We start from the raw sequence: 19,167 nt of genomic DNA, 5'->3' as shown, positions 1-19,167 counted from the left end.
GAAGGGCGGCCGGCGGGACGCCGGCCGCCCTTCGGCGGGTGGTGGTGCCGGGGTGTCAGAGGGAGGAGATGTCACCCTGCTTGGCGCGGACGGCTTCGGCGGCCTCCTTCAAGGCGGCCCGCTCGTCGGCGTCCAGGTCTGTCTCGACGACCCGCTTCACGCCCTCGGCGCCGATCTCGGCCTCGACGCCCAGGTAGACGCCGGAGATGCCGTACTCGCCGTCGACCCACGCGCAGACCGGCATGACGTCGCCGGAGTCCTCGGCCACGGCCTTCGCCATCCGGGCCGCGGCGGCGGACGGGGCGTAGTACGCGGACCCGGTCTTCAGCAGCGCGACGACCTCGGCGCCACCGTTGCGGGTCTTGACGACAAGCTCCTCGATCTGCTCGGCCGGCATGACGTCGCGCAGCGGCTTGCCGTTCACGGTGCTCTTCGACGGCACCGGAACCATGGTGTCGCCGTGCGAGCCGAGGGTCAGGGTCCGCACCGACTTCACCGGCACGCTCAGCGCCTCGGCGACGAAGTTGGTGAACCGGGCGGTGTCGAGCATGCCGGCCTGGCCGAGTACCCGGTTCTTCGGGAACTGCGTGGCGAGCTGGGCCAGCGCGGTCATCTCGTCGAGCGGGTTCGACACCACGATGACAACGGCGTTCGGGGCGTACTTGGCGACGTTCTCGGCGACCTGACGCACGATCTTGGCGTTGGTCTCCAGCAGGTCCATCCGGCTCATGCCCGGCTTGCGGGGCAGGCCGGCGGTGATGACGACGACGTCGGAGCCCTCGATGGCCTCGTACCCCTCGCCGTTCGGCCCGGTGGTGACGCCGACGACTGTGGTTTCGAAGCCCTCGACCGCGCGCGACTGGTTGAGGTCCAGCGCGAGGCCCGCCGGCTTGCCCTCCACGATGTCGGTGATCACGACGGTGTCGAAGATGTCGTACTCGGCCAGACGCTGTGCCGTGGTGGAGCCGTAGAAGCCGGCCCCGACGACAGTGACCTTCTTACCCATGGTCGTCCCACTCCCTGATACCAGTCGGTTTCCCGGACCGTATCAGCCATCCTGGCACCGATCGGGCGAGGGGCGGACGGTTATGACCTGTCTGGGTGGTCAGCCGACCCGCTCGGCCCGCTCCACCACGTTCGTGAGCAGCATGGCCCGGGTCATCGGGCCGACCCCGCCCGGCATCGGCACCACCTTGCCGGCCACCTCGACCACCTCCGGGTCGACGTCGCCGGTGTAGCGGCCCTTGCCGTCGTCGCCGATCACCCGGGTGATGCCGACGTCCACCACCGTCGCGCCGGGGGTGACCATGTCGGCGGTGAGCAGCCCCGGCACCCCGGCGGCGACGATGACGACGTCGGCGGCGCGGGTGTGGGCGGCGAGGTCGAGGGTGCCGGTGTGGCAGAGCGTCACGGTGGCGTTCTCGCTGCGCCGGGTGAGCAGCAGGCCGAGCGGCCGGCCGACGGTGTTGCCACGGCCGACCACCGCGACGTTCGCGCCGCGCAGCGGCACGTCGTGCCGGCGCAGCAGCTCGACGATGCCGCGCGGGGTGCAGGGCAGCGGGGCGTCGTAGCCGAGCACGAGCCGGCCCAGGTTGACCGGGTGCAGGCCGTCGGCGTCCTTGTCCGGGTCGATGGACTCCAGCGCCCGCTGGGTGTCCAGGTGTGCCGGGAGCGGGAGCTGGACGATGTAGCCGTGGCAGGCCGGGTCGGCGTTCAGCTCGGCCAGCGCCGCGTCGAGCTGCTGCTGGCTGGCGTCGGCGGGCAGCGTGACCCGCAGCGAGGCGATGCCGACCTCGGCGCAGTCGCGGTGCTTCCCGTTGACGTACGCCTGGGAGCCGGGGTCCTCCCCGACCAGGACCGTGCCGAGCCCGGGGGTGACGCCGCGCTCCGCGAGCGCCTTGACCCGCGCACGCAGTTCGTCCTTGATCTCCGCCGCGGTGGCCTTGCCGTCCAGGATCGTCGCCGTCACGTCGTGATCGTCTCACGCCCGCGAGCGGGCCGGACGACGACGGCCGGCGATCACGCTCCGCGACGTGGGTTCCGTCACTCAGGGTCACGAGCAGGGACCCAAACGGGACGCCGCGACACACTCCGTTACCAGCTCGGCGTACGCTGGCCGATCTTCCCGCCCACCGCCGGCGCCCAGCCCTCCCTCTGGGCGCTGCTGCTGCCCGGCCTCGTCCTCGGCTCGCTGTCGCTCGCCAGCCGCGCTGCGGCTGACCCGGACGTCGGTGTCGGAGGACCTGCGCGCCGACTACGTGCGCACCGCCCGGTCGAAGGGCCTGGTGCGGCGTCGCATCGTCGGCGTGCACGTGCTGCGCAACTCGCTCATCCCGGTGGTCACCTTCCTCGGCGTCGAACTGGGGAACCTGATGAGCGGCGCGATCATCACCGAGGGCGTGTTCAACATCCCCGGCGTCGGCTTCAACCTGTTCCGCGGCATCCGCACCGAGGACGGGCCGCTCGTGGTGGGCATCGTCAGCGTGCTCGTCGTGGTCTACCTGCTGTCCAACCTCGTGGTGGACGTGCTCTACGCCGTACTCGACCCGAGGATCCGAGATGAGTGACTTCGAGACGGTGGCGGCGACCGAGGACCAGTCGGCGCGGCGCGGCGTCTCCGGCGAACCGGCCACCCCCGACCGGGCCGGCGAGCCGCGCCGCGGCAGGTCTGCGAGAACGAGGTGCCGCACGACCTCGTCCTCGGTGACGGCCGGACCAGCGCGTGCCACTTCGCGCAGGAGGTCCACGATGACCGCTGACCCGGCCAAGGTTCGCGGCGAGACGATCCTCGCGGCCGACGAGCTGGTCAAGCACTTCCCGATCACCAGGGGTGTGCTGTTCAGGCGGCAGATCGGCGCGGTGCGGGCGGTCGACGGGGTGAGCTCGAGCTGCGCCGCGGCGAGACGCTCGGCGTGGTCGGCGAGTCCAGCTGCGGCAAGTCCACGCTGGCCCGGCTGCTGATGCGGCTGGAGACGCCGACCGCCGGGCGGGCCGCCCTGGAGGGGCGAGACCTGTTCCGGGCCGGGGGCGCGGAGCTGCGCCGGGTGCGCGGAGCTGCGCCGGGTGCGGCGGATACGCCCGGACGTCTGAACGGCCCGCCCGGGTGCGTCCGCCGGACGCACCCGGGTCCCGGGCATCAGTGGAAGAAGTGCCGGGTGCCGGTCAGGTACATGGTCACGCCTGCTTCCTTGCAGGCCGCGATCGTCTCCTCGTCGCGGATCGAACCGCCGGGCTGCACGATCGCCCGCACGCCGGCGTCGATGAGGATCTGCGGGCCGTCGGCGAACGGGAAGAACGCGTCCGAGGCGCAGACCGAGCCCCGGGCCCGCTCGTCGCCGGCCCGGCTGACCGCCAGCCGCGCCGAGTCCACCCGGTTGACCTGACCCATCCCCACCCCGACGGTGGCGCCGTCGCGGGCCAGCAGGATCGCGTTGCTCTTCACCGCGCGGACCGCCCGCCAGGCGAACGCGAGATCGCGCAGCATCGCCTCGTCGGCCGGGTCGCCTGTGGCAAGCGCCCAGCCGGCCGGGTCGTCGCCCGGCGCGTCGACCGCGTCCCGCGCCTGCACCAGCACGCCGCCGGTCACCGGCCGCCACTCCGCCGGCCGCGGCGCGAACGCCGGCGCGCGCAGCAGCCGGAGGTTCTTCTTCGCCCGCAGCAGCTCCAGCGCGCCCTCGTCGAAGCCGGGCGCCACAAGCACCTCGGTGAAGATCTCCGCGACCTGCCGGGCCAGCTCCACGCCGACCGGACCGTTCACCGCGATCACGCCACCGAACGCGGAGACCGGGTCGCAGGCGTGCGCCTTGCGGTGCGCCTCGGCCACGTCCGCGCCGACCGCGATGCCGCACGGGTTGGCGTGCTTGATGACCGCCACCGCCGGCTGGCCGGGGAAGTCGTGCACGGCCCGCCAGGCGGCGTCCGCGTCGACGTAGTTGTTGTACGACATCTCCTTGCCATGCAGTTGCTCGGCCTGAGCCAGCCCGGCCGGGGCGCCCGGGTCGGTGTAGAGGGCTGCCGACTGGTGCGGGTTCTCGCCGTACCGCAGCACCGCCCGGCGACGCAGCGCCAGGCCGGCGAACTCCGGCCAGCCGTCCTCGGCCGGCGCCACAGTGCTCGCGAACCAGTCGGCCACCGCCACGTCGTAGTCCGCGATGTCGGCGAACGCCCGGGCCGCGAGCGCCCGGCGGCGGGCCAGCGTGAAACCGCCGTCGGCGAGCGCGGCCACCACCGCCGGGTACGCGGCCGGGTCGGTCACCACCGCCACCGAGGCGTGGTTCTTCGCGGCGGCCCGGACCATCGCCGGACCACCGATGTCGATCTGCTCGACGCACTCGTCCGGAGCCGCGCCGGAGGCGACCGTGGCCTGGAACGGGTAGAGGTTGGAGACCAGCAGGTCGATGCCGGCGATGCCGTGCTCGTCGAGCTGGCCGGCGTGCGCGTTCTTCCGCAGGTCGGCGAGGAGGCCACCGTGGATCTTCGGGTGCAGCGTCTTCACCCGGCCGTCGAGGATCTCCGGGAAGCCGGTGACCTGCTCGACCGCGGTGACAGGCACGCCCGCGCCGGAGATCGTCGACGCGGTGCTGCCGGTCGACACGATCTCCACGCCGGCCTCGTGCAGAGCGCGGGCCAGCTCGACCAGGCCGGTCTTGTCGTAGACGCTTACCAGCGCGCGCCGGATCGGGCGGCGGCCGTCCTCTGTCGTGCTCACGGAATGCTGACCTTTCTGCCGGTGATCGTCCAACCTTCACGGACCAGGCGGCCGACCTGCTCGACGAGCTGGCGCCGCTCGGCGGACTTGATGCGCTCGGTGAGCGTCTCCACGTCGTCGCCGTCGAGCACCGGTACGGCCACCTGGGCGACGATCGGGCCGGTGTCCATCCCGGCGTCGACGAAGAACAGGGTGGCCCCGGTGACCTTCACGCCGTAGGCAAGCGCGTCGCGAGGGCCGTGGATGCCGGGGAACGCCGGCAGCAGGGTGTTGTGCGTGTTGAGGTAACGGTCGCCGAACGCGGTCAGGAACTCCGGCCCGACAAGCTTGAGGAAGCCCGCGCTGACGACCAGGTCGGGCCGGTGCTCGGCGACCCGGGCGGTGAGCGCCTTGTCCCAGTCGCCACGGGTCGGGTGGTCTCCGACCCGCTCGACGAAGGACGGCACGCCGGCCGCGGCGGCCCGGTCCAGGCCGGCGATCCCGTCCCGGTCGGCGCCCACCGCCACCACCCGGGCCCCGTAGCCGGGGTCGGCGGTGGCGTCCAGCAGCGCCTGGAGGTTGCTGCCGGAACCGGAGACGAGGACGACGAGGCGGGCGACGGACGCGGGCTCGGTCACGCGGCAACCCTATCGGGCAGGCCGGCCGGTCCGGCTGGCGGGCGGGACCCGTCGGGTGATCTCCCCGGTGGCGCCGTCGCGGTACGCTGCCGGTCGCCCGGTGTCCGGCGTACGCCCGACCCGCACCAGTCAGAATCGGCACGCCGCCGTGCCGCCGGACCGAGGAGTCACCCCCATGCAGCCCGGATACCCCCAGCAGCAGCCGCCGCAGATCGACAACAACATGACGATGTCCATCGTCATGATCTTCCTGTTCTGGCCGCTCGCGATTCCGGCGATCATCAACGCGTCGAAGGTCAACCCGCTGCTCCAGCAGGGTGACTACGCTGGCGCCCAGGCCGCCGCCGCCGAGTCCAGGAAGTGGTCCAAGTGGGCCCTGATCGTCGGCCTGATCTGGATCGGCATCATTGTGGTGTGCTGCCTGGCCGGTGGCCTGGCGGGTCTGGTCGGCGGCAGCACCGACACGAACTGACCGACAGCCGACCCTAATCTGAGGAGTTCCCTGACATGCAGCCCGGTTACCCCGGACAGGACCCGTACGGCCAGCAGCCGAACCAGGACCCGACCGCCCAGCCGCACGACCCGTACGGCCAGCCGCCGCAGCCCCCGCAGTACGGACAGCAGCCGACCTCGGGCCAGCCGTACGGCCAGCCCACCTCCGGCCAGCCCTACGGCCAGGACCCGTACGCGCAGCAGCAGCCGTACGGCGCCGCGCCGCAGTACCCGGCCGCCGGCTACCCGGCCGGCCCCGGCCAGGGTCAGGGCCAGAACAACACCATGGGCCTGATCGGCATGATCGTCGGCATCGCCTCGATCGTGCTCGGCCTCTGCTGCCCGCTGCTGGGCGTCCCGGCCGGCATCGCCGGCGTGGTGCTCGGCGTGCTCGGCCAGAAGAAGGTCCAGGCGGGCGAGGCCAGCAACCCGGGCCAGGCCAAGGCCGCCCTGATCTGCGGTGGCGTCGGCGTGGTCCTCGGCATCATCAGCGCCATCGCCGGCACCCTGATCAACGCGGGCAACTTCGGCTCCTGACCGCGAATCGGAGGGGCGTCCGGCATCCGCCGGACGCCCCTCGCGCCCGTCGCCTCCCCGCGCCGCGCAGAACGCGGCCTGATGCACGGAAAGAGTGGCCATCCCAGGCGGAATGGCCACTCTTTCCGTGCATCAGCGTGCGGAGTTCAGGGGTGGGGCGGGGCGGGGTCGGGCGGGGGGATCGGGCGGGGGTGAGGGTGGCTCGGGGCGGGGGCGGCGGCGGGGCGGCGGGGTAGGGCGGGCCAGGGTGCGGGTGGCGGCGGCGCCGATCATCGCGCCCACGGCGATCACAAGCGTGGCCACGCCGGCCACCGGCCAGGGCGACGGGCCGATCTCGGCCAGCCGGCCACCGCCGAGCGGCCCGCCGGACGCCGCCGCGGCCAGCCCCAACAGCGCGCCGGCGACCGGGCCGGCGAGCGCGGCCGGGACCAGCAGCTCCGGCCATCCGACCTCGGCGCGTTCCTCGGCCGCCACGCGCAGCAGCCGCCGCGCCAGCAGCCAGCCGGCCGCCATCGCGGCCAGCACCGGCACCGCGAGCAACGCGGCCTCGAGCCCGTCCACCGGGCCGCGCGGCAGGCCGGCCAGCAACGGTACGGCCGGCAGCGCGCCGACCGACACCTCGCTCGTGCGTACCGCGGTGTCGGTGCCGACGGCGAACCCGGGGCCGAGCAGGTAGCTGGCCGACCAGGCGGCGGCGTTCGGCGCGTAGGCCAGGCTGACAAGCGTGATGCCCGCCTGACCGGCCACCCCGGTCCGGTACGCCCCGATCATGTCGGCCGCGTCCCCGCCGCCGGTGGCCACCGCGAGCCCGGCCGCCCCGGCGCTGGCGGCGAGCAGCAGCAGGGCCGCGACGAGCCCGGCGCGCAGCCCGTCGCGGATCACCGGTGGACAACGCCTCGCCAGCAGCGCCCAGACGCCCGTGGTGCGCAGCGCGCCGACAAGTGCGGCCGGGGCGGCGAACGCGGCGAACGTGAGCGCGGCGGTCACCGGCGAGACCCGCAACCCGCCCACCCCGACGGCGAGCGCGGCGAGTGCGCCGAGCAGCGCGTACCCGATGCCGACCGCGACCGCGACGGTGAGTGCCCGCCGGGGTGAGCCGGTGCCGCGGGCGCCCACGGCCCGGCTGACGTGCACCCCGGCGCGGGTGAGCCGCCAGGCGACGAGCACGCTCAGGGCGAGCGGCGCCAGGCCGAGCGGCCCGGCGGCGGTCTGCAGCGGCACCCCGTGCCCGAGCAGCCAGCCGGCCAGGCCGGCGCGCACAGCGCCGGAGAACGAACCGGCGTCCTCGGTGAGCTGGGCGAGGCCGAGCACCACGGTGACCGGCAACCAGGAGGTCACCGCGGCCCAGAGCGCGGCCACGCCGGCGGCGACGGGCAGCGGGGCCCGGCCCCGGGCCGGCTCGCCCGGGCGGGGCGCGGGCACGCGCGCGGCTGGGCGGGCACGGACTCGCGGCCGGGCGCCGGCAGCCGGACCCGCGGCCCGGCGGGGCTGGTCAGGGGTGGCACGTGACATCGCCGTCTACTCTGGCACGCCGCGCGACGGACGGCAGTCCGATACCGGGTCGGGACGGTGGCGAGTTCGCCGAACCTCCGGATCGGCTGGGGTGATCCGGTCTAGCCTCGGCTTCATGGCGCGACCTTTCCGGTCGCGGCACCGACCGCCCGGAGGAAGCCGTGAACGCTCCCTACCCACCGCCCCCGCCGCCACCGGCCGCCGGGCGGGACCGGAGCACGCTCTGGGGCGTCCTCGGCATCGTGCTCGGCCTGCTCTGCTGCGGCATCCTGGGCATCGTCCTCGGCTGGTTGTCGATCCGGGACGCCCGGCGCTTCGGCAAGTCGCCGCTGCTCGGCTGGCTGGCCATCGCGTTCGGCGTCGTCAACATCATCGCCAGCGCGATCGTGCGGGCCCGGGGCAACTTCTACTACCCGTACTGGTACCGCTGACCGACGAGGGGGCCGACCGGAACCGGTCGACCCCCTCGGCACGCACGGGCCGCTCAACGGCCGGACATGATCTCCCGCATCAGGTTGGCGGTCTCGGTCGGGGTCTTGCCGACCTTGACGCCGACCGCCTCCAGCGCCGCCTTCTTGCCGTCGGCGGTGCCGGCCGAGCCGGAGATGATCGCGCCGGCGTGACCCATGGTCTTGCCGGGCGGAGCGGTGAAGCCGGCGATGTAGCCGACCACCGGCTTGGTGACGTTGGCCTTGATGAACTCGGCCGCGCGCTCCTCGGCGTCGCCGCCGATCTCACCGATCATGACGATCGCGTCGGTCTCCGGGTCCGCCTCGAACGCGGCGAGCGCGTCGATGTGGGTGGTGCCGATGATCGGGTCACCACCGATGCCGACGCAGGTGGAGAAGCCGATGTCGCGCAGCTCGTACATCATCTGGTAGGTGAGCGTGCCGCTCTTGCTCACCAGGCCGATCCGGCCGGCGCCGGTGATGTCGGCCGGGATGATGCCGGCGTTCGACGCGCCAGGCGAGGCGATGCCCGGGCAGTTCGGGCCGATGATCCGGGTCCGCTCGCCCTGGGCCACGTTGTACGCCCAGAACGCGGCGGTGTCGTGCACCGGCACGCCCTCGGTGATCACCACGGCCAGGTCGATGCCGGCGTCGATCGCCTCGACCACCGCGGCCTTGGTGAACTGCGGCGGCACGAAGATGACCGTGACGTCGGCGCCGGTCTCCTTCATCGCGTCCGCGACGGAGGCGAAGACCGGCAGCTCGGCGCCGTCGAAGTCGACTGTGGTGCCGGCCTTGCGCGGGTTGACGCCGCCGACCACTGTGGTGCCCGCGGCGAGCATCCGCCGGGTGTGCTTGGAACCCTCCGAACCGGTCATGCCCTGCACGATGACCTTGGAGTCCTTGGTCAGCCAGATAGCCATTGTCAGACCCCCGTAGCTGCCAGCTCGGCGGCCCGCTCGGCCGCGCCGTCCATGGTGTCGACCCGCTGGATGAGCGGGTTCGCCGCGCCGTCGAGGATGGCCCGACCGGCCTCGGCGTTGTTGCCGTCGAGGCGGACCACGAGCGGCTTGGTGGCCTTCTCGCCGCGCTGCTCGAGCAGCGCCAGCGCCTGCACGATGCCGTTGGCGACCGCGTCGCAGGCGGTGATGCCGCCGAAGACGTTGACGAAGACGCTCCGCACCGACGGGTCGGAGAGGACGATCTCCAGGCCGTTCGCCATCACCTCGGCGCTCGCGCCGCCGCCGATGTCGAGGAAGTTGGCCGGCTTGACGCCGCCGTGCCGCTCACCCGCGTACGCGACCACGTCGAGCGTGGACATGACCAGGCCGGCGCCGTTGCCGATGATGCCGACCTCGCCGTCGAGCTTGACGTAGTTGAGGTTCTTCTCCTTGGCCGCCTGCTCCAGCGGGTCCACCGACGCCTGGTCGACCAGGGCCTCGTGGTCCGGGTGCCGGAACCCGGCGTTCTCGTCCAGGGTGACCTTGGCGTCCAGGAGCAGCAGCTTGCCATCCTTGGTGGTGGCCAGCGGGTTCACCTCGACCAGGGTGGCGTCCTCGGCGACGAACGCCTGCCACAGCCCGACCGCGACGTCGACGATCTGGTCGGCGACCTCGGCGGGGAAGCCGGCCGCGGTGACGATCTCGCGGGCCTTTGCCTCGTCCACGCCGGTGTTGGCGTCGATCGGCGCCTTGACGACCTTGTCGGGGGTCTCGGCGGCGACCGCCTCGATGTCCATGCCGCCGGCCACGCTGGCGATGCAGAGGAAGGTGCGGTTCGCCCGGTCGAGCAGGTACGAGAAGTAGTACTCCTCGGCCACGTCCGCGGTCACCGTGATCATGACCTTGTGGACGGTGTGGCCCTTGATGTCCATGCCGAGGATGTCGGTGGCCCGGGCCACCGTCTCCTCCGCGCCCTCGGCCAGCTTCACGCCGCCGGCCTTGCCGCGGCCACCGACCTTCACCTGTGCCTTGACGACCACCCGGCCGCCGAGGCGTTCGGCGATCGCGCGGGCCTCCTCCGGGGTCGTGGCGACGCCGCCGGCCAGCACGGGCAAGCCGTGCCGCTCGAACAGGTCCCGCCCCTGGTACTCGTACAGGTCCACGATTGCGCGTCCCGTCCCGTCTCCGCGGCGCGCCGTCGCGCCGCCACCAGCGTTGGAAAATCAGTTTGACGCCTGTCATCAGAACAGACAGGCCATTTGCCGCAGCCTAACGAGATGGGAACCGGGGGCAACCGAGCGGGTGCGCGGTGTGCGGTAATGCACAGCCTCGCCGGATGCCGGGTCGGCGCGTGGAGTGCGGCGTCAGCCGTCCGGGGGATCTCCCGGCCGGGGCGTAACCCCCGGTCAGGGGCGTCGTTGAGTGTGATGTCGGAGCGCTGGTCAAGCGCGATGACGGGAGCGGCCGATGCCCTGTCGGTCGAGGGGTGGCGGCGGGGCATCGTGCATAGAGGGGCCGGGCGTGTGAGGGGTGCGTCCGGCCCCTCCCCCTGCCCGCGTTCCGGTGCCGGCGCTCAGCCGACCGGCTGGGCCACGTTCTCCCGCACCCAGTCCACGATCGATCCGGTGGTGGCGCCCGGGGTGAAGATCTTCGCGACCCCGAGCCGCTCCAGCTCCGGGATGTCGCCCTCCGGGATGATGCCGCCGCCGAAGACCACGATGTCGGCGGCCTCGCGCGTGGCGAGCAGTTCGAGGACCCGCTTGAAGAGGGTCATGTGGGCGCCGGAGAGCACCGAGAGGCCGACCGCGTCCGCGTCCTCCTGGATCGCCGTCTCGACGATCTGCTCGGGGGTCTGGTGCAGACCGGTGTAGATGACCTCCATGCCCGCGTCCCGCAGGGCACGGGCCACGACCTTCGCGCCCCGGTCGTGGCCGTCCAGGCCGGGCTTCGCGACGACGACCCGGATACGAGAGCTCATCTACGTACACCTTTCACCGGCGGCACTCCTGACCTGAACGAACGGTAACCCGGCCGGGTGGGGTGCCGGAACCCGGGCCGACCCCTACCGCCCGATCACGTACGCCGGAAGCCGGACACCTCCGCCGAATGGTCACCGTCCGCTACGAATGGACGGTGGAGGGGCCATCCGACCAGCGGCACGAAACCTGACAAGGGCGGACGGAAACGGACATAAAGAATCGCCGGTTCGGCGCTTCGGCTTGTGACAGGAGTGGCGGTTGGCTAACGTGTGCACGGTTGTCATCGAGTCCACGGACGGGTGACGACGCGACACCGGAGGTTCGACCGAGCTTCACCGAACGGTCCGAGGTCGCATCGGATCCCCGACAACGGAGGGTGTGCGTGCGCCAGCGCCTGTCGTCTGAGCCCGATAGATATCGCGGCCGTCGCCGCGTACCCACCCCCCCGCGGAGCCGTTACGCGGCGGTCGTCACCACCGCCTTCGTCGGCGCCGGCATCGTCGCCCTCGGCGCGAACGCCCTCCCCGACGCCAAGAGCGTCAGCCCCTCGGTCCTCGACGAGCTCCGGCAGGCCTCGATCGCCAGCCAGGACGCCGCGGCCCGGGCCGACAGCGCCGACCGGGCCACCCGTGACGAACGTTCGAGCGACGCGACCACGGACGCCACCGAGCAGGACCCCTACCTCCTCCCCCTGCACGGCTACGACTTCAAGTCGCCCTACGGCGTGCGCTGGGGCAAGCTGCACACAGGCGTCGACCTGGTCGCCCCGGAGGGCACCCCCTACCAGGCCATCCACTCCGGCACGGTCACCAAGGCCGGCTGGTTCGGCGGCTACGGCTACGCCGTGATCGTCAGGCACGCCGACGGCACCGAGGCCATCTACGGCCACTCCTCCGCCGTGACGGTCAAGGAGGGGCAGCAGGTGAAGGCCGGTGACCAGCTCGGCCTCGTCGGCAACACCGGTCACTCCTACGGCTCGCACCTGCACCTCGAGGTGCATGTCAACGGCCAGCCGCTGGACCCGGTGCCGTGGCTCCAGGAGCGCGGAGTGGACATCAAGCTCGAAACCGAGGCACTCTACGGCGACGTAGCCGCCTCCTGACTCTTCGCACCGCCCGATGACCGCCCGGATCCCGCGATCCGGGCGGTTTCGCGTATCGGCACGTTGACCGCGTCACACCCGTGGATGTGAGCGGGCCCACAGCCCTCGGTGATCGACTCTTCCGGCGAACCACCCACCCGGCGCGAAAGCCGGACACGATCCCGGGACGCCCCCGCCGCCGCCACGAACCCGCCACCGGTCCACCCATGCGCCGACACCAGTATTTCGAGGTCCACCCGCCCCTCGACTGGTGAAGGTTCCCGTGCCGCACATCAGCCCCACCCCCGCCCGGCACCGGCGCACCGGCCGGCGTACCGCGTACCTGGTCACCGCCGCGGTGGCCCTGCTCGGTCTCGGCGTCGGCGGCGCCGCGGTCGTCACCGCCGACGACCCGCCCCCCACCCCGGCCGCGATCGACCTCGACGCGCGGGCGCGCGCCGACGCCGCCGCCCGGGCCGACCGGTCGGCCCGCGAGCCGGCCGCTCCGGTCACCCCGTCCACCGGCCCGGCCAGCCCGTCCCCGAGCCCGAGCCCGAGCCCGAGCGCGACCACCCCGAAGCCGAAGAAGACGGCGAAGGCGACAGCGAAGCCCAAGCCCAAGAAGGCCGCGCCGAAGCCGAGCTGGGTCATCCCGATGAAGGGCGCCGACATCACCTCCTGCTACGGGCAGCGGTGGGGCACCCTGCACGCCGGCATCGACTTCGCCATGCCCGCCGGCACCCCGATCCGGGCCGCCGCGGCCGGCACCGTGGTCAAGGCCGGCGACGTGGGCGACGGGTACGGCAACTCCGTCTTCGTCGACCACCACAACGGCTACCTGACCCACTACGCCCACCAGAGCCGGCTCCTCGTCGACGTCGGCGACCGGGTGACGGCCGGTCAGGTCATCGGCTACGAGGGCGCCACCGGCGACGCCACCGGCCCGCACCTGCACTTCGAGGTGCACAAGGACACCATGTGGAACCAGATCGACCCGGCGCCGTTCCTGCGCGCCCGGGGCATCGACGTGGCCTGCTGACGGCGGGGGCCGGTCCGGCGCGACGCCGGGCCGGCCCCGCGCTCAGAGCTTGTCGATCGGCGCGTGCCGCAGCACCAGCCACATGGTCTGGTCACCGAAGTCGATCTGGGCCCGCGCGCCCGGCCCGGCGCCCTCCACCGCCACCACCCGGCCCAGGCCGTAGCGCTGGTGGTTGACCCGGTCGCCCGCCGAGACCTTCGGGGCCTGCTTCAACTCGCTCGCGGTGGCCAACCGGCTGGCGTCCACACCGAGACGCTTGGCGAGCTGGGTCGCCTTGGGCGTGCCGCCGGTGAAGCCACCCGACGACCGGTCCGCCCGGCCGCCGACACCGGCCCCGCCACCACCCCACGAGGTGTACGACCCCTCGGTGCGCTCCCAGCGCACCAGCTCCGGCGGCAACTCCTCCAGGAACCGCGACGGCGGGTTGTAGGCCGGCGCGCCCCAGGCCGAGCGGGTGACCGCCCGGGACAGATAGAGCCGCTGCCGGGCGCGGGTGATCCCCACGTACGCCAGGCGCCGCTCCTCCTCCAGCTCGCGGGTGTCGCCGAGCGAACGCAGGTGCGGGAAGACGCCGTCCTCCAGGCCGCTCAGGAAGACCACCGGGAACTCCAGCCCCTTGGCGGTGTGCAGCGTCATGAGGGTGACCACGCCCTGGTGGTCGGGATCGTCGGAGGGGATCTGGTCGGCGTCGGCGACAAGCGCCACCTGCTCCAGGAAACCGGCCAGGGTGGCCCGCTCGTCCTCGGCGCCGAGCGCCTCGACCCGCTCGGTGTATTCCCGGGCGACGCTCACCAGCTCCTGGAGGTTGTCCACCCGGCCGGCGTCCTGCGGATCGAGGCTCTCCTCCAGCTCGGCCAGGTAGCCCGAGCGGGTCAGGATCGCCTCCAGGACCTCCTCCGGGGTGCCGGTGGCGGCCAGCTCGCGCGCGGCGTCGAGCAGCGCGACGAACTCGGCGATGCCGTTGGCGGCCCGGCTGGAGATCCCCGGCGCGTCCTTCGCCCGGCGCAGCGCGGCGCCGAACGAGACGCGGTCCCGCCCGGCCAGGGCCTCGACGCACGCCTCGGCCCGCTCGCCGATGCCCCGCCTGGGGGTGTTGAGGATCCGGCGCAGGCTTACCGTGTCGTCGTCGTTGACCACCGCGCGCAGGTAGGCAAGGGCGTCGCGGACCTCCTTGCGCTCGTAGAAGCGCACCCCGCCGACCACCTTGTAGGGCAGGCCGACCCGGATGAACACCTCCTCGAACACCCGGGACATGGCGTTGGTGCGGTAGAAGACGGCCACGTCGCCGGGACGGGTGTCACCGGCGTCGACCAGCCGGTCGATCTCCCGCGCCACCCAGTCCGCCTCGGCGTGCTCGGTGTCGGCGACGTAGCCGACGATCTGCTCGCCGGCGCCGGCGTCGCTCCACAGCCGCTTGGGCTTGCGCGAGGTGTTCCGGTCGATCACCGCGTTGGCCGCGTTGAGGATGGTCTGGGTCGAGCGGTAGTTCTGCTCCAGCAGGATGGTGCGCGCGTCGGTGAAGTCCCGCTCGAACTCCAGGATGTTGCGGATGGTCGCGCCACGGAAGGCGTAGATGGACTGGTCGGCGTCACCGACCACGCACAGCTCGGCCGGCGGGATCCCCTCGGTGCCGGAGACCAGTTCCTTGATCAGCACGTACTGGGCGTGGTTGGTGTCCTGGTATTCGTCCACGAGCACGTGCCGGAACCGGCGACGGTAGCTCTCCGCCACGTGCGGGTGCGACTGGAACAGGTGCACCGTGGTCATGATCAGGTCGTCGAAGTCAAGCGCGTGCGCCTCGCGCAGCCGCCGCTGGTAGAGCGCGTACGCCTCGGCGAGCGCCCGCTCGTTGGGCCCCTTGGCCCGGCCGGCGAACTCCTCCGGGTCGACCAGCTCGTTCTTCAGGTTGGACACCTGGGCGGCCAGGCCCCGGGCCGGGTAGCGCTTCGGGTCGAGGTCCAGCTCGCGGGCCACCATCTGCATAAGCCGCCGCGAGTCGTCGGCGTCGTAGATCGAGAAGGTCGACTTGAGACCGGCGTGCTCGTGCTCGGCACGCAGGATCCGGACGCAGGCCGAGTGGAACGTCGACACCCACATCAGCCGGGCCCGTGGGCCGACAAGCGCGGTCACCCGCTCCTTCATCTCGCCGGCGGCCTTGTTGGTGAAGGTGATCGCGATGATCTCGCCGGGGTGCACGTCCCGGGCGGCGAGCAGGTAGGCGATCCGGTTGGTGAGCACCCGGGTCTTGCCCGAGCCGGCGCCGGCCACGATCAGCAGTGGGGAGCCGGCGTGGGTCACCGCGTCCCGTTGGGGGCCGTTCAGGCCGTCGAGGAGGGCCTGCGGATCCGACCGCGCGCCCGCGGAACGGCGCGGCGGGGTCGGCCGGGACTCCGGCGCGGGCGGGGACGCGGGAATGTCGAAGAGAGGATGCATCGCAGCACGAGTCTATGCCGTCGGCCGGACACTTCCCGACGCCGCAGGTGTCGCGGCGGAGGAACGGCCCTCACCAGGTCGGCTGACAAAGAAGCTCCCCGCTCCCGTACGGGAGCGGGGAGCAACGGCTAGCCAGCGTGATCGGGTTACTTCTTGTTGATCCAGTACCCGCCCAGCTCCTCGCTCGACGTGCAGTGGACCTCGGACGCGCTCCCGTTGGGGGCACGCCACGGGCCCACCCGGGTCCGGCTGGAGGCGCCGTGGTTGTACCAGCAGGTGATGGCGGCCTGGTACTGCCCGGTGCCCGAGCTGCAGTAGGCCCAGTAGCCGTTGCTGACGGCCGTCGAGTTGCCGCAGCCGGACGGCGCAGCCTGGGCGGCGGAGCCGAAACCGGCGACGATACCGCCGGCCAGCATCGCCGTTACCGCCACCGAACGCATGGTGCGTGTCCAGTTCTTGGCCATACAAAATCCCCCGTTCCTGGTGCTCCGACTCCGGAGCGACTTCGACCATCGGCGCATTCAGCCGACGATCTTCAAATAGCTGACGCCACGCTACCGATCATGGCCGCCGCTGTCCATGCCCTGCTTCGGCCGAATTTCAGCCCCTTAGCGGTGGGATCGACCGTGCCCGGTCTCCGCTCCGGCAGCCCCGGGAGATGGAACCGCAACGAACTCCCGTCGCGCCTGCCGGGCAACCACATGGCGGAGTCCTTGCGCGCCGACCGTGGGGCTGGGCATACTCGACGGCGTGTCCGATCAGCGCTTCTACTTTTACGACGGCACCGGGAGTCCGGCAGCCGTGGGTCGCGCCTGATCGTCAGACCTACGAAAAGCCCCGGGCTCCCGAGCCCGGGGCGATTTCGTCCCGGGATCCGGGCACCGGGCCCGATCCTTGAGAGGGACGACGATGATGACTGACGTGGTGGAGTCCAACGGCAGCCTGGCGCGGCACGACCGACCGACCGGCGGCGACCCGACCGGCGCTGCGTCAGCGCGTACCGGCACCGACGACTCGGCGGCAGCCGAGCGGATCGGTGAGATCCGGCGGCGGATCGACGAGATCGACAACACGCTCATCGCGCTCTGGCAGGAGCGGGCCGCGCTCTCCCACGAGGTCGGCGCGACCCGGATGGCCTCCGGCGGGACCCGGCTAGTGCTCTCCCGCGAGCGGGAGATCCTGGAGCGGTTCCGGGCGGAGCTCGGCACCGACGGCACGCAGCTCGCGCTGCTGCTGCTGCGCGCCGGTCGCGGCCCGTTGTGACCCGGGCGGCGCCGGAGACGACGAACCGCCTGCCGGCGTCGAGGTGACGCCGGGCAGGCGGTCCGGTCTGGTTCAGGCCACCCCGTGGGTGACGACGATCTCCCGCTTCTCGGCGAAGTGGCAGGCGCTCGGGTGGTCCGAGCCCCGCCGGATCTCCAACAACGGCACCTCCTGGGCGCAGACGTCCTGCGCCTTCCAGCAGCGGGTGCGGAACCGGCAGCCCGAGGGCGGGCTGACCGGCGAAGGCACGTCGCCCTGGAGCCGGATGATCGCCTTGCTCTCCCGCAGGGTCGGATCCGGCACCGGCACCGCCGACAGCAGCGCCTGGGTGTACGGGTGGGTCGGCCGCTCGTAGATCTCGTCCTCGGTGCCCACCTCCACCATCTTGCCCAGGTACATCACGGCGACCCGGTCCGACAGGTGCCGCACGACCGACAGGTCGTGGGCGATGAAGACGTACGACAGGCCGAGCTCGGCCTGGAGCTTCTCCAGCAGGTTCATCACCTGGGCCTGGATGGAAACGTCCAGGGCCGACACCGGCTCGTCGCAGACGATCACCTCGGGACGCAGCGCCAGCGCCCGGGCGATGCCGATGCGCTGCCGCTGACCGCCGGAGAACTGGTGCGGATAGCGGTTGATGTGCTCCGGGTTGAGGCCGACCAGGTCGAGCAGCTCCTTGACCTTGCCGCGCCGACTGCCGCGCGGAGCCACCTCGGGGTGGATCTCGAACGGCTCGCCGAGCAGGTCGCCGACCGTCATCCGCGGGTTGAGCGAGGTGTACGGGTCCTGCATCACCAGCTGGATCTGCCGGCGCAGCCGCCGCAGCGCGCCACCGGAGAGCTTGGAGATGTCCTGACCCTTGTAGAGCACCTGACCAGCGGTCGGCTTCTCCAGGTTCATCAGCACCCGGGCAAGCGTCGACTTGCCGCAGCCGGACTCGCCGACCACGCCGAGCGTCTCGCCGGCCTTGAGGTCGAAGGAGACGCCGTCGACCGCCTTGACCTGACCAATGGTCTTCTTGAACACGACGCCCCGGGTCACCGGGTAGTGCTTGACCAGGTCACGAACCTCGATGATGTTCTCAGTCACGGTTCACGAGCTCCTCGGCGAAGTGGCAGGCGCTGGTCCGGCCGTTGCCCAGTTGGAGCAGCGGCGGGACCTTCTCCCGGCACACCGGCTGCGCCATCGGGCAGCGCGGGTTGAAGGAGCAGCCCGGCGGGATGTTCATCAGGTTCGGCGGAAGCCCCTTGATGGTCCGGAGCTCCAGCCCCTTCTCGTCCATCCGTGGGATCGAGTTGAGCAGGCCGAGCGTGTACGGATGTCCCGGCTTGGCGTACAGGTCGTAGACGTCGGCTTCCTCGACGATTCGGCCGGCGTACATGACCGCGATCCGGTCGGCCACGTCGGCGACCACGCCGAGGTCGTGGGTGATCAGGATCATGCCCATCTGCCGCTCCCGCTGGAGTTCGCCGAGCAGGTCCATGATCTGGGCCTGCACGGTCACGTCCAGCGCGGTGGTCGGCTCATCCGCGATCAGCACCTCGGGATCCAGCGCCAGCGACATGGCGATCATGGCGCGCTGCCGCATACCGCCGGAGAACTGGTGCGGATAGTTGCTGAACCGACCCTTGGCGTTGGGGATCTTCACCTGGTCGAGCATCTCGATCGCACGCTTCTTGGCGTCCGAGCGGCTCAGGCCGCGCCGGACGCGGAACTGCTCGGCGATCTGGAAGCCGACTGTGAAAACCGGGTTGAGGGCCGAAAGCGAGTCCTGGAAAATCATGGCGATGCCCTCGCCACGGATCCGTCGCCGCTGCTCGGCGGACTGCTTGAGCATGTCCTTGCCGTGGAAGCGGACCTCGCCGCCGGTGACGAACCCGGGCGGGGTGTCCAGGATGCCCATGATCGTCTGCGCCGTGACGCTCTTGCCGGAGCCGGACTCGCCGAGCACGGCGAGGGTCTCCCCCGCGTCGACGTGGTACGTCACACCGTTGATGACCTTGGCGACGCCGTCCCGGGTGCGAAACTCCACCCGCAGGTCGTCGACCTCCAGCAGGCGACCCGAGGGGCGGCCGGATCCGCCGGCGCCGGCCGCAGACTGCTCGGACACGAGAAT

Annotated in this window: 18 protein-coding genes and 2 pseudogenes; 8 read left to right on the top strand and 12 right to left on the bottom strand. The window is 72.1% G+C overall.

Annotated features, from left to right (window positions below; all coding sequences use genetic code 11):
• Positions 1-55: 55 nt before the first annotated feature.
• Positions 56-1,006, bottom strand: a complete 951-nt coding sequence (locus tag SM450_RS16250) for a malate dehydrogenase (protein WP_474620561.1) — start codon at positions 1,004-1,006, stop codon at positions 56-58.
• A 99-nt stretch (positions 1,007-1,105) separates the two neighbouring features.
• Positions 1,106-1,969: a bifunctional methylenetetrahydrofolate dehydrogenase/methenyltetrahydrofolate cyclohydrolase gene (locus SM450_RS16245; protein ID WP_474620560.1), complete on the bottom strand. Its 864-nt coding sequence runs from the start codon at positions 1,967-1,969 to the stop codon at positions 1,106-1,108.
• A 123-nt stretch (positions 1,970-2,092) separates the two neighbouring features.
• Here SM450_RS16245 and SM450_RS16240 point away from each other — a divergent pair.
• Both SM450_RS16240 and SM450_RS16235 read left to right on the top strand, forming a co-directional pair.
• Positions 2,093-2,567: pseudogene (locus tag SM450_RS16240) on the top strand (ABC transporter permease); the annotation flags it as partial.
• Between the two features lie 181 nt (positions 2,568-2,748).
• Positions 2,749-3,050: pseudogene (locus SM450_RS16235) on the top strand (ATP-binding cassette domain-containing protein); the annotation flags it as partial.
• Positions 3,051-3,136: 86 nt separating this feature from the next.
• Here SM450_RS16235 and purH read toward each other — a convergent pair.
• A complete protein-coding gene (purH, locus tag SM450_RS16230; RefSeq protein WP_474620559.1) occupies positions 3,137-4,708 on the bottom strand; it encodes a bifunctional phosphoribosylaminoimidazolecarboxamide formyltransferase/IMP cyclohydrolase in 1,572 nt (523 codons plus the stop codon).
• Positions 4,705-5,325: a phosphoribosylglycinamide formyltransferase gene (gene purN, locus SM450_RS16225; protein ID WP_474620558.1), complete on the bottom strand. Its 621-nt coding sequence runs from the start codon at positions 5,323-5,325 to the stop codon at positions 4,705-4,707. Before purN ends, purH begins: the two co-directional genes overlap by 4 nt.
• Positions 5,326-5,500: 175 nt before the next feature.
• Here purN and SM450_RS16220 point away from each other — a divergent pair, with 175 nt between their 5' ends.
• Positions 5,501-5,797, top strand: a complete 297-nt coding sequence (locus SM450_RS16220; protein WP_474620557.1) for a CD225/dispanin family protein — start codon at positions 5,501-5,503, stop codon at positions 5,795-5,797.
• 35 nt (positions 5,798-5,832) lie between these two features.
• On the top strand, positions 5,833-6,354 hold the full coding sequence (locus SM450_RS16215; protein WP_474620556.1) for a DUF4190 domain-containing protein: 522 nt from the start codon (positions 5,833-5,835) through the stop codon (positions 6,352-6,354).
• 132 nt (positions 6,355-6,486) lie between these two features.
• On the opposite strand, the gene SM450_RS16210 is transcribed toward SM450_RS16215, so the two are convergent.
• On the bottom strand, positions 6,487-7,866 hold the full coding sequence (locus SM450_RS16210; RefSeq protein WP_474620555.1) for a cell division protein PerM: 1,380 nt from the start codon (positions 7,864-7,866) through the stop codon (positions 6,487-6,489).
• A gap of 161 nt (positions 7,867-8,027) precedes the next feature.
• Here SM450_RS16210 and SM450_RS16205 point away from each other — a divergent pair, with 161 nt between their 5' ends.
• Complete coding sequence (locus SM450_RS16205; protein WP_474620554.1) at positions 8,028-8,297, top strand: DUF4190 domain-containing protein; 270 nt, start codon at positions 8,028-8,030, stop codon at positions 8,295-8,297.
• Positions 8,298-8,350: 53 nt separating this feature from the next.
• Here SM450_RS16205 and sucD read toward each other — a convergent pair whose 3' ends face one another.
• From sucD to SM450_RS16190, 3 genes are all read right to left on the bottom strand, one after another.
• Positions 8,351-9,238 carry a succinate--CoA ligase subunit alpha gene (sucD, locus tag SM450_RS16200; protein ID WP_474620553.1) on the bottom strand — a complete coding sequence of 296 codons (888 nt, stop codon included), beginning with the start codon at positions 9,236-9,238 and terminating at the stop codon, positions 8,351-8,353.
• A gap of 2 nt (positions 9,239-9,240) precedes the next feature.
• Entirely contained in the window at positions 9,241-10,419 is a 1,179-nt protein-coding gene (gene sucC / locus SM450_RS16195; protein WP_474620552.1) for an ADP-forming succinate--CoA ligase subunit beta, read from the bottom strand.
• Positions 10,420-10,829: 410 nt separating this feature from the next.
• Complete coding sequence (locus SM450_RS16190; RefSeq protein WP_474620551.1) at positions 10,830-11,234, bottom strand: cobalamin B12-binding domain-containing protein; 405 nt, start codon at positions 11,232-11,234, stop codon at positions 10,830-10,832.
• A 383-nt stretch (positions 11,235-11,617) separates the two neighbouring features.
• On the opposite strand from SM450_RS16190, the gene SM450_RS16185 reads away from it, so the two are divergent.
• Both SM450_RS16185 and SM450_RS16180 read left to right on the top strand, forming a co-directional pair.
• Positions 11,618-12,337, top strand: a complete 720-nt coding sequence (locus SM450_RS16185; RefSeq protein ID WP_474620550.1) for a M23 family metallopeptidase — start codon at positions 11,618-11,620, stop codon at positions 12,335-12,337.
• 250 nt (positions 12,338-12,587) lie between these two features.
• Complete coding sequence (locus SM450_RS16180; protein ID WP_474620549.1) at positions 12,588-13,355, top strand: M23 family metallopeptidase; 768 nt, start codon at positions 12,588-12,590, stop codon at positions 13,353-13,355.
• A 42-nt stretch (positions 13,356-13,397) separates the two neighbouring features.
• Here SM450_RS16180 and pcrA read toward each other — a convergent pair whose 3' ends face one another.
• Together pcrA and SM450_RS16170 are read right to left on the bottom strand one after the other, a co-directional pair.
• Entirely contained in the window at positions 13,398-15,788 is a 2,391-nt protein-coding gene (gene pcrA / locus SM450_RS16175) for a DNA helicase PcrA (RefSeq protein ID WP_474620548.1), read from the bottom strand.
• A gap of 146 nt (positions 15,789-15,934) precedes the next feature.
• Positions 15,935-16,252, bottom strand: a complete 318-nt coding sequence (locus tag SM450_RS16170) for a hypothetical protein (protein ID WP_474620547.1) — start codon at positions 16,250-16,252, stop codon at positions 15,935-15,937.
• A gap of 445 nt (positions 16,253-16,697) precedes the next feature.
• On the opposite strand from SM450_RS16170, the gene SM450_RS16165 reads away from it, so the two are divergent.
• Complete coding sequence (locus tag SM450_RS16165) at positions 16,698-17,051, top strand: chorismate mutase (protein WP_474620546.1); 354 nt, start codon at positions 16,698-16,700, stop codon at positions 17,049-17,051.
• 72 nt (positions 17,052-17,123) lie between these two features.
• Here SM450_RS16165 and SM450_RS16160 read toward each other — a convergent pair whose 3' ends face one another.
• Together SM450_RS16160 and SM450_RS16155 are read right to left on the bottom strand one after the other, a co-directional pair.
• A complete protein-coding gene (locus tag SM450_RS16160; RefSeq protein ID WP_474620545.1) occupies positions 17,124-18,140 on the bottom strand; it encodes an ABC transporter ATP-binding protein in 1,017 nt (338 codons plus the stop codon).
• Positions 18,133-19,161: an ABC transporter ATP-binding protein gene (locus SM450_RS16155; protein ID WP_474620749.1), complete on the bottom strand. Its 1,029-nt coding sequence runs from the start codon at positions 19,159-19,161 to the stop codon at positions 18,133-18,135. The genes SM450_RS16160 and SM450_RS16155 overlap by 8 nt, the downstream gene beginning before the upstream one ends.
• Positions 19,162-19,167 lie beyond the last annotated feature (6 nt).

The organism is Micromonospora marincola (assembly GCF_056150385.1).
Note: the sequence above shows the minus strand (reverse complement) of the source record. Positions and strands in the feature narration are given on the sequence as shown.

Bases quoted from the DNA above. Each gene is read 5' to 3' on its own strand.
- SM450_RS16190 (WP_474620551.1), bottom strand. From the start codon at position 11,234: ATGAGCTCTCGTATCCGGGTCGTCGTCGCGAAGCCCGGCCTGGACGGC.
- SM450_RS16250 (WP_474620561.1), bottom strand. From the start codon at position 1,006: ATGGGTAAGAAGGTCACTGTCGTCGGGGCCGGCTTCTACGGCTCCACC.
- SM450_RS16165 (WP_474620546.1), top strand. From the start codon at position 16,698: ATGATGACTGACGTGGTGGAGTCCAACGGCAGCCTGGCGCGGCACGAC.
- SM450_RS16170 (WP_474620547.1), bottom strand. From the start codon at position 16,252: ATGGCCAAGAACTGGACACGCACCATGCGTTCGGTGGCGGTAACGGCG.
- pcrA (WP_474620548.1), bottom strand. From the start codon at position 15,788: ATGCATCCTCTCTTCGACATTCCCGCGTCCCCGCCCGCGCCGGAGTCC.
- SM450_RS16220 (WP_474620557.1), top strand. From the start codon at position 5,501: ATGCAGCCCGGATACCCCCAGCAGCAGCCGCCGCAGATCGACAACAAC.
- SM450_RS16215 (WP_474620556.1), top strand. From the start codon at position 5,833: ATGCAGCCCGGTTACCCCGGACAGGACCCGTACGGCCAGCAGCCGAAC.
- SM450_RS16210 (WP_474620555.1), bottom strand. From the start codon at position 7,866: ATGTCACGTGCCACCCCTGACCAGCCCCGCCGGGCCGCGGGTCCGGCT.
- sucD (WP_474620553.1), bottom strand. From the start codon at position 9,238: ATGGCTATCTGGCTGACCAAGGACTCCAAGGTCATCGTGCAGGGCATG.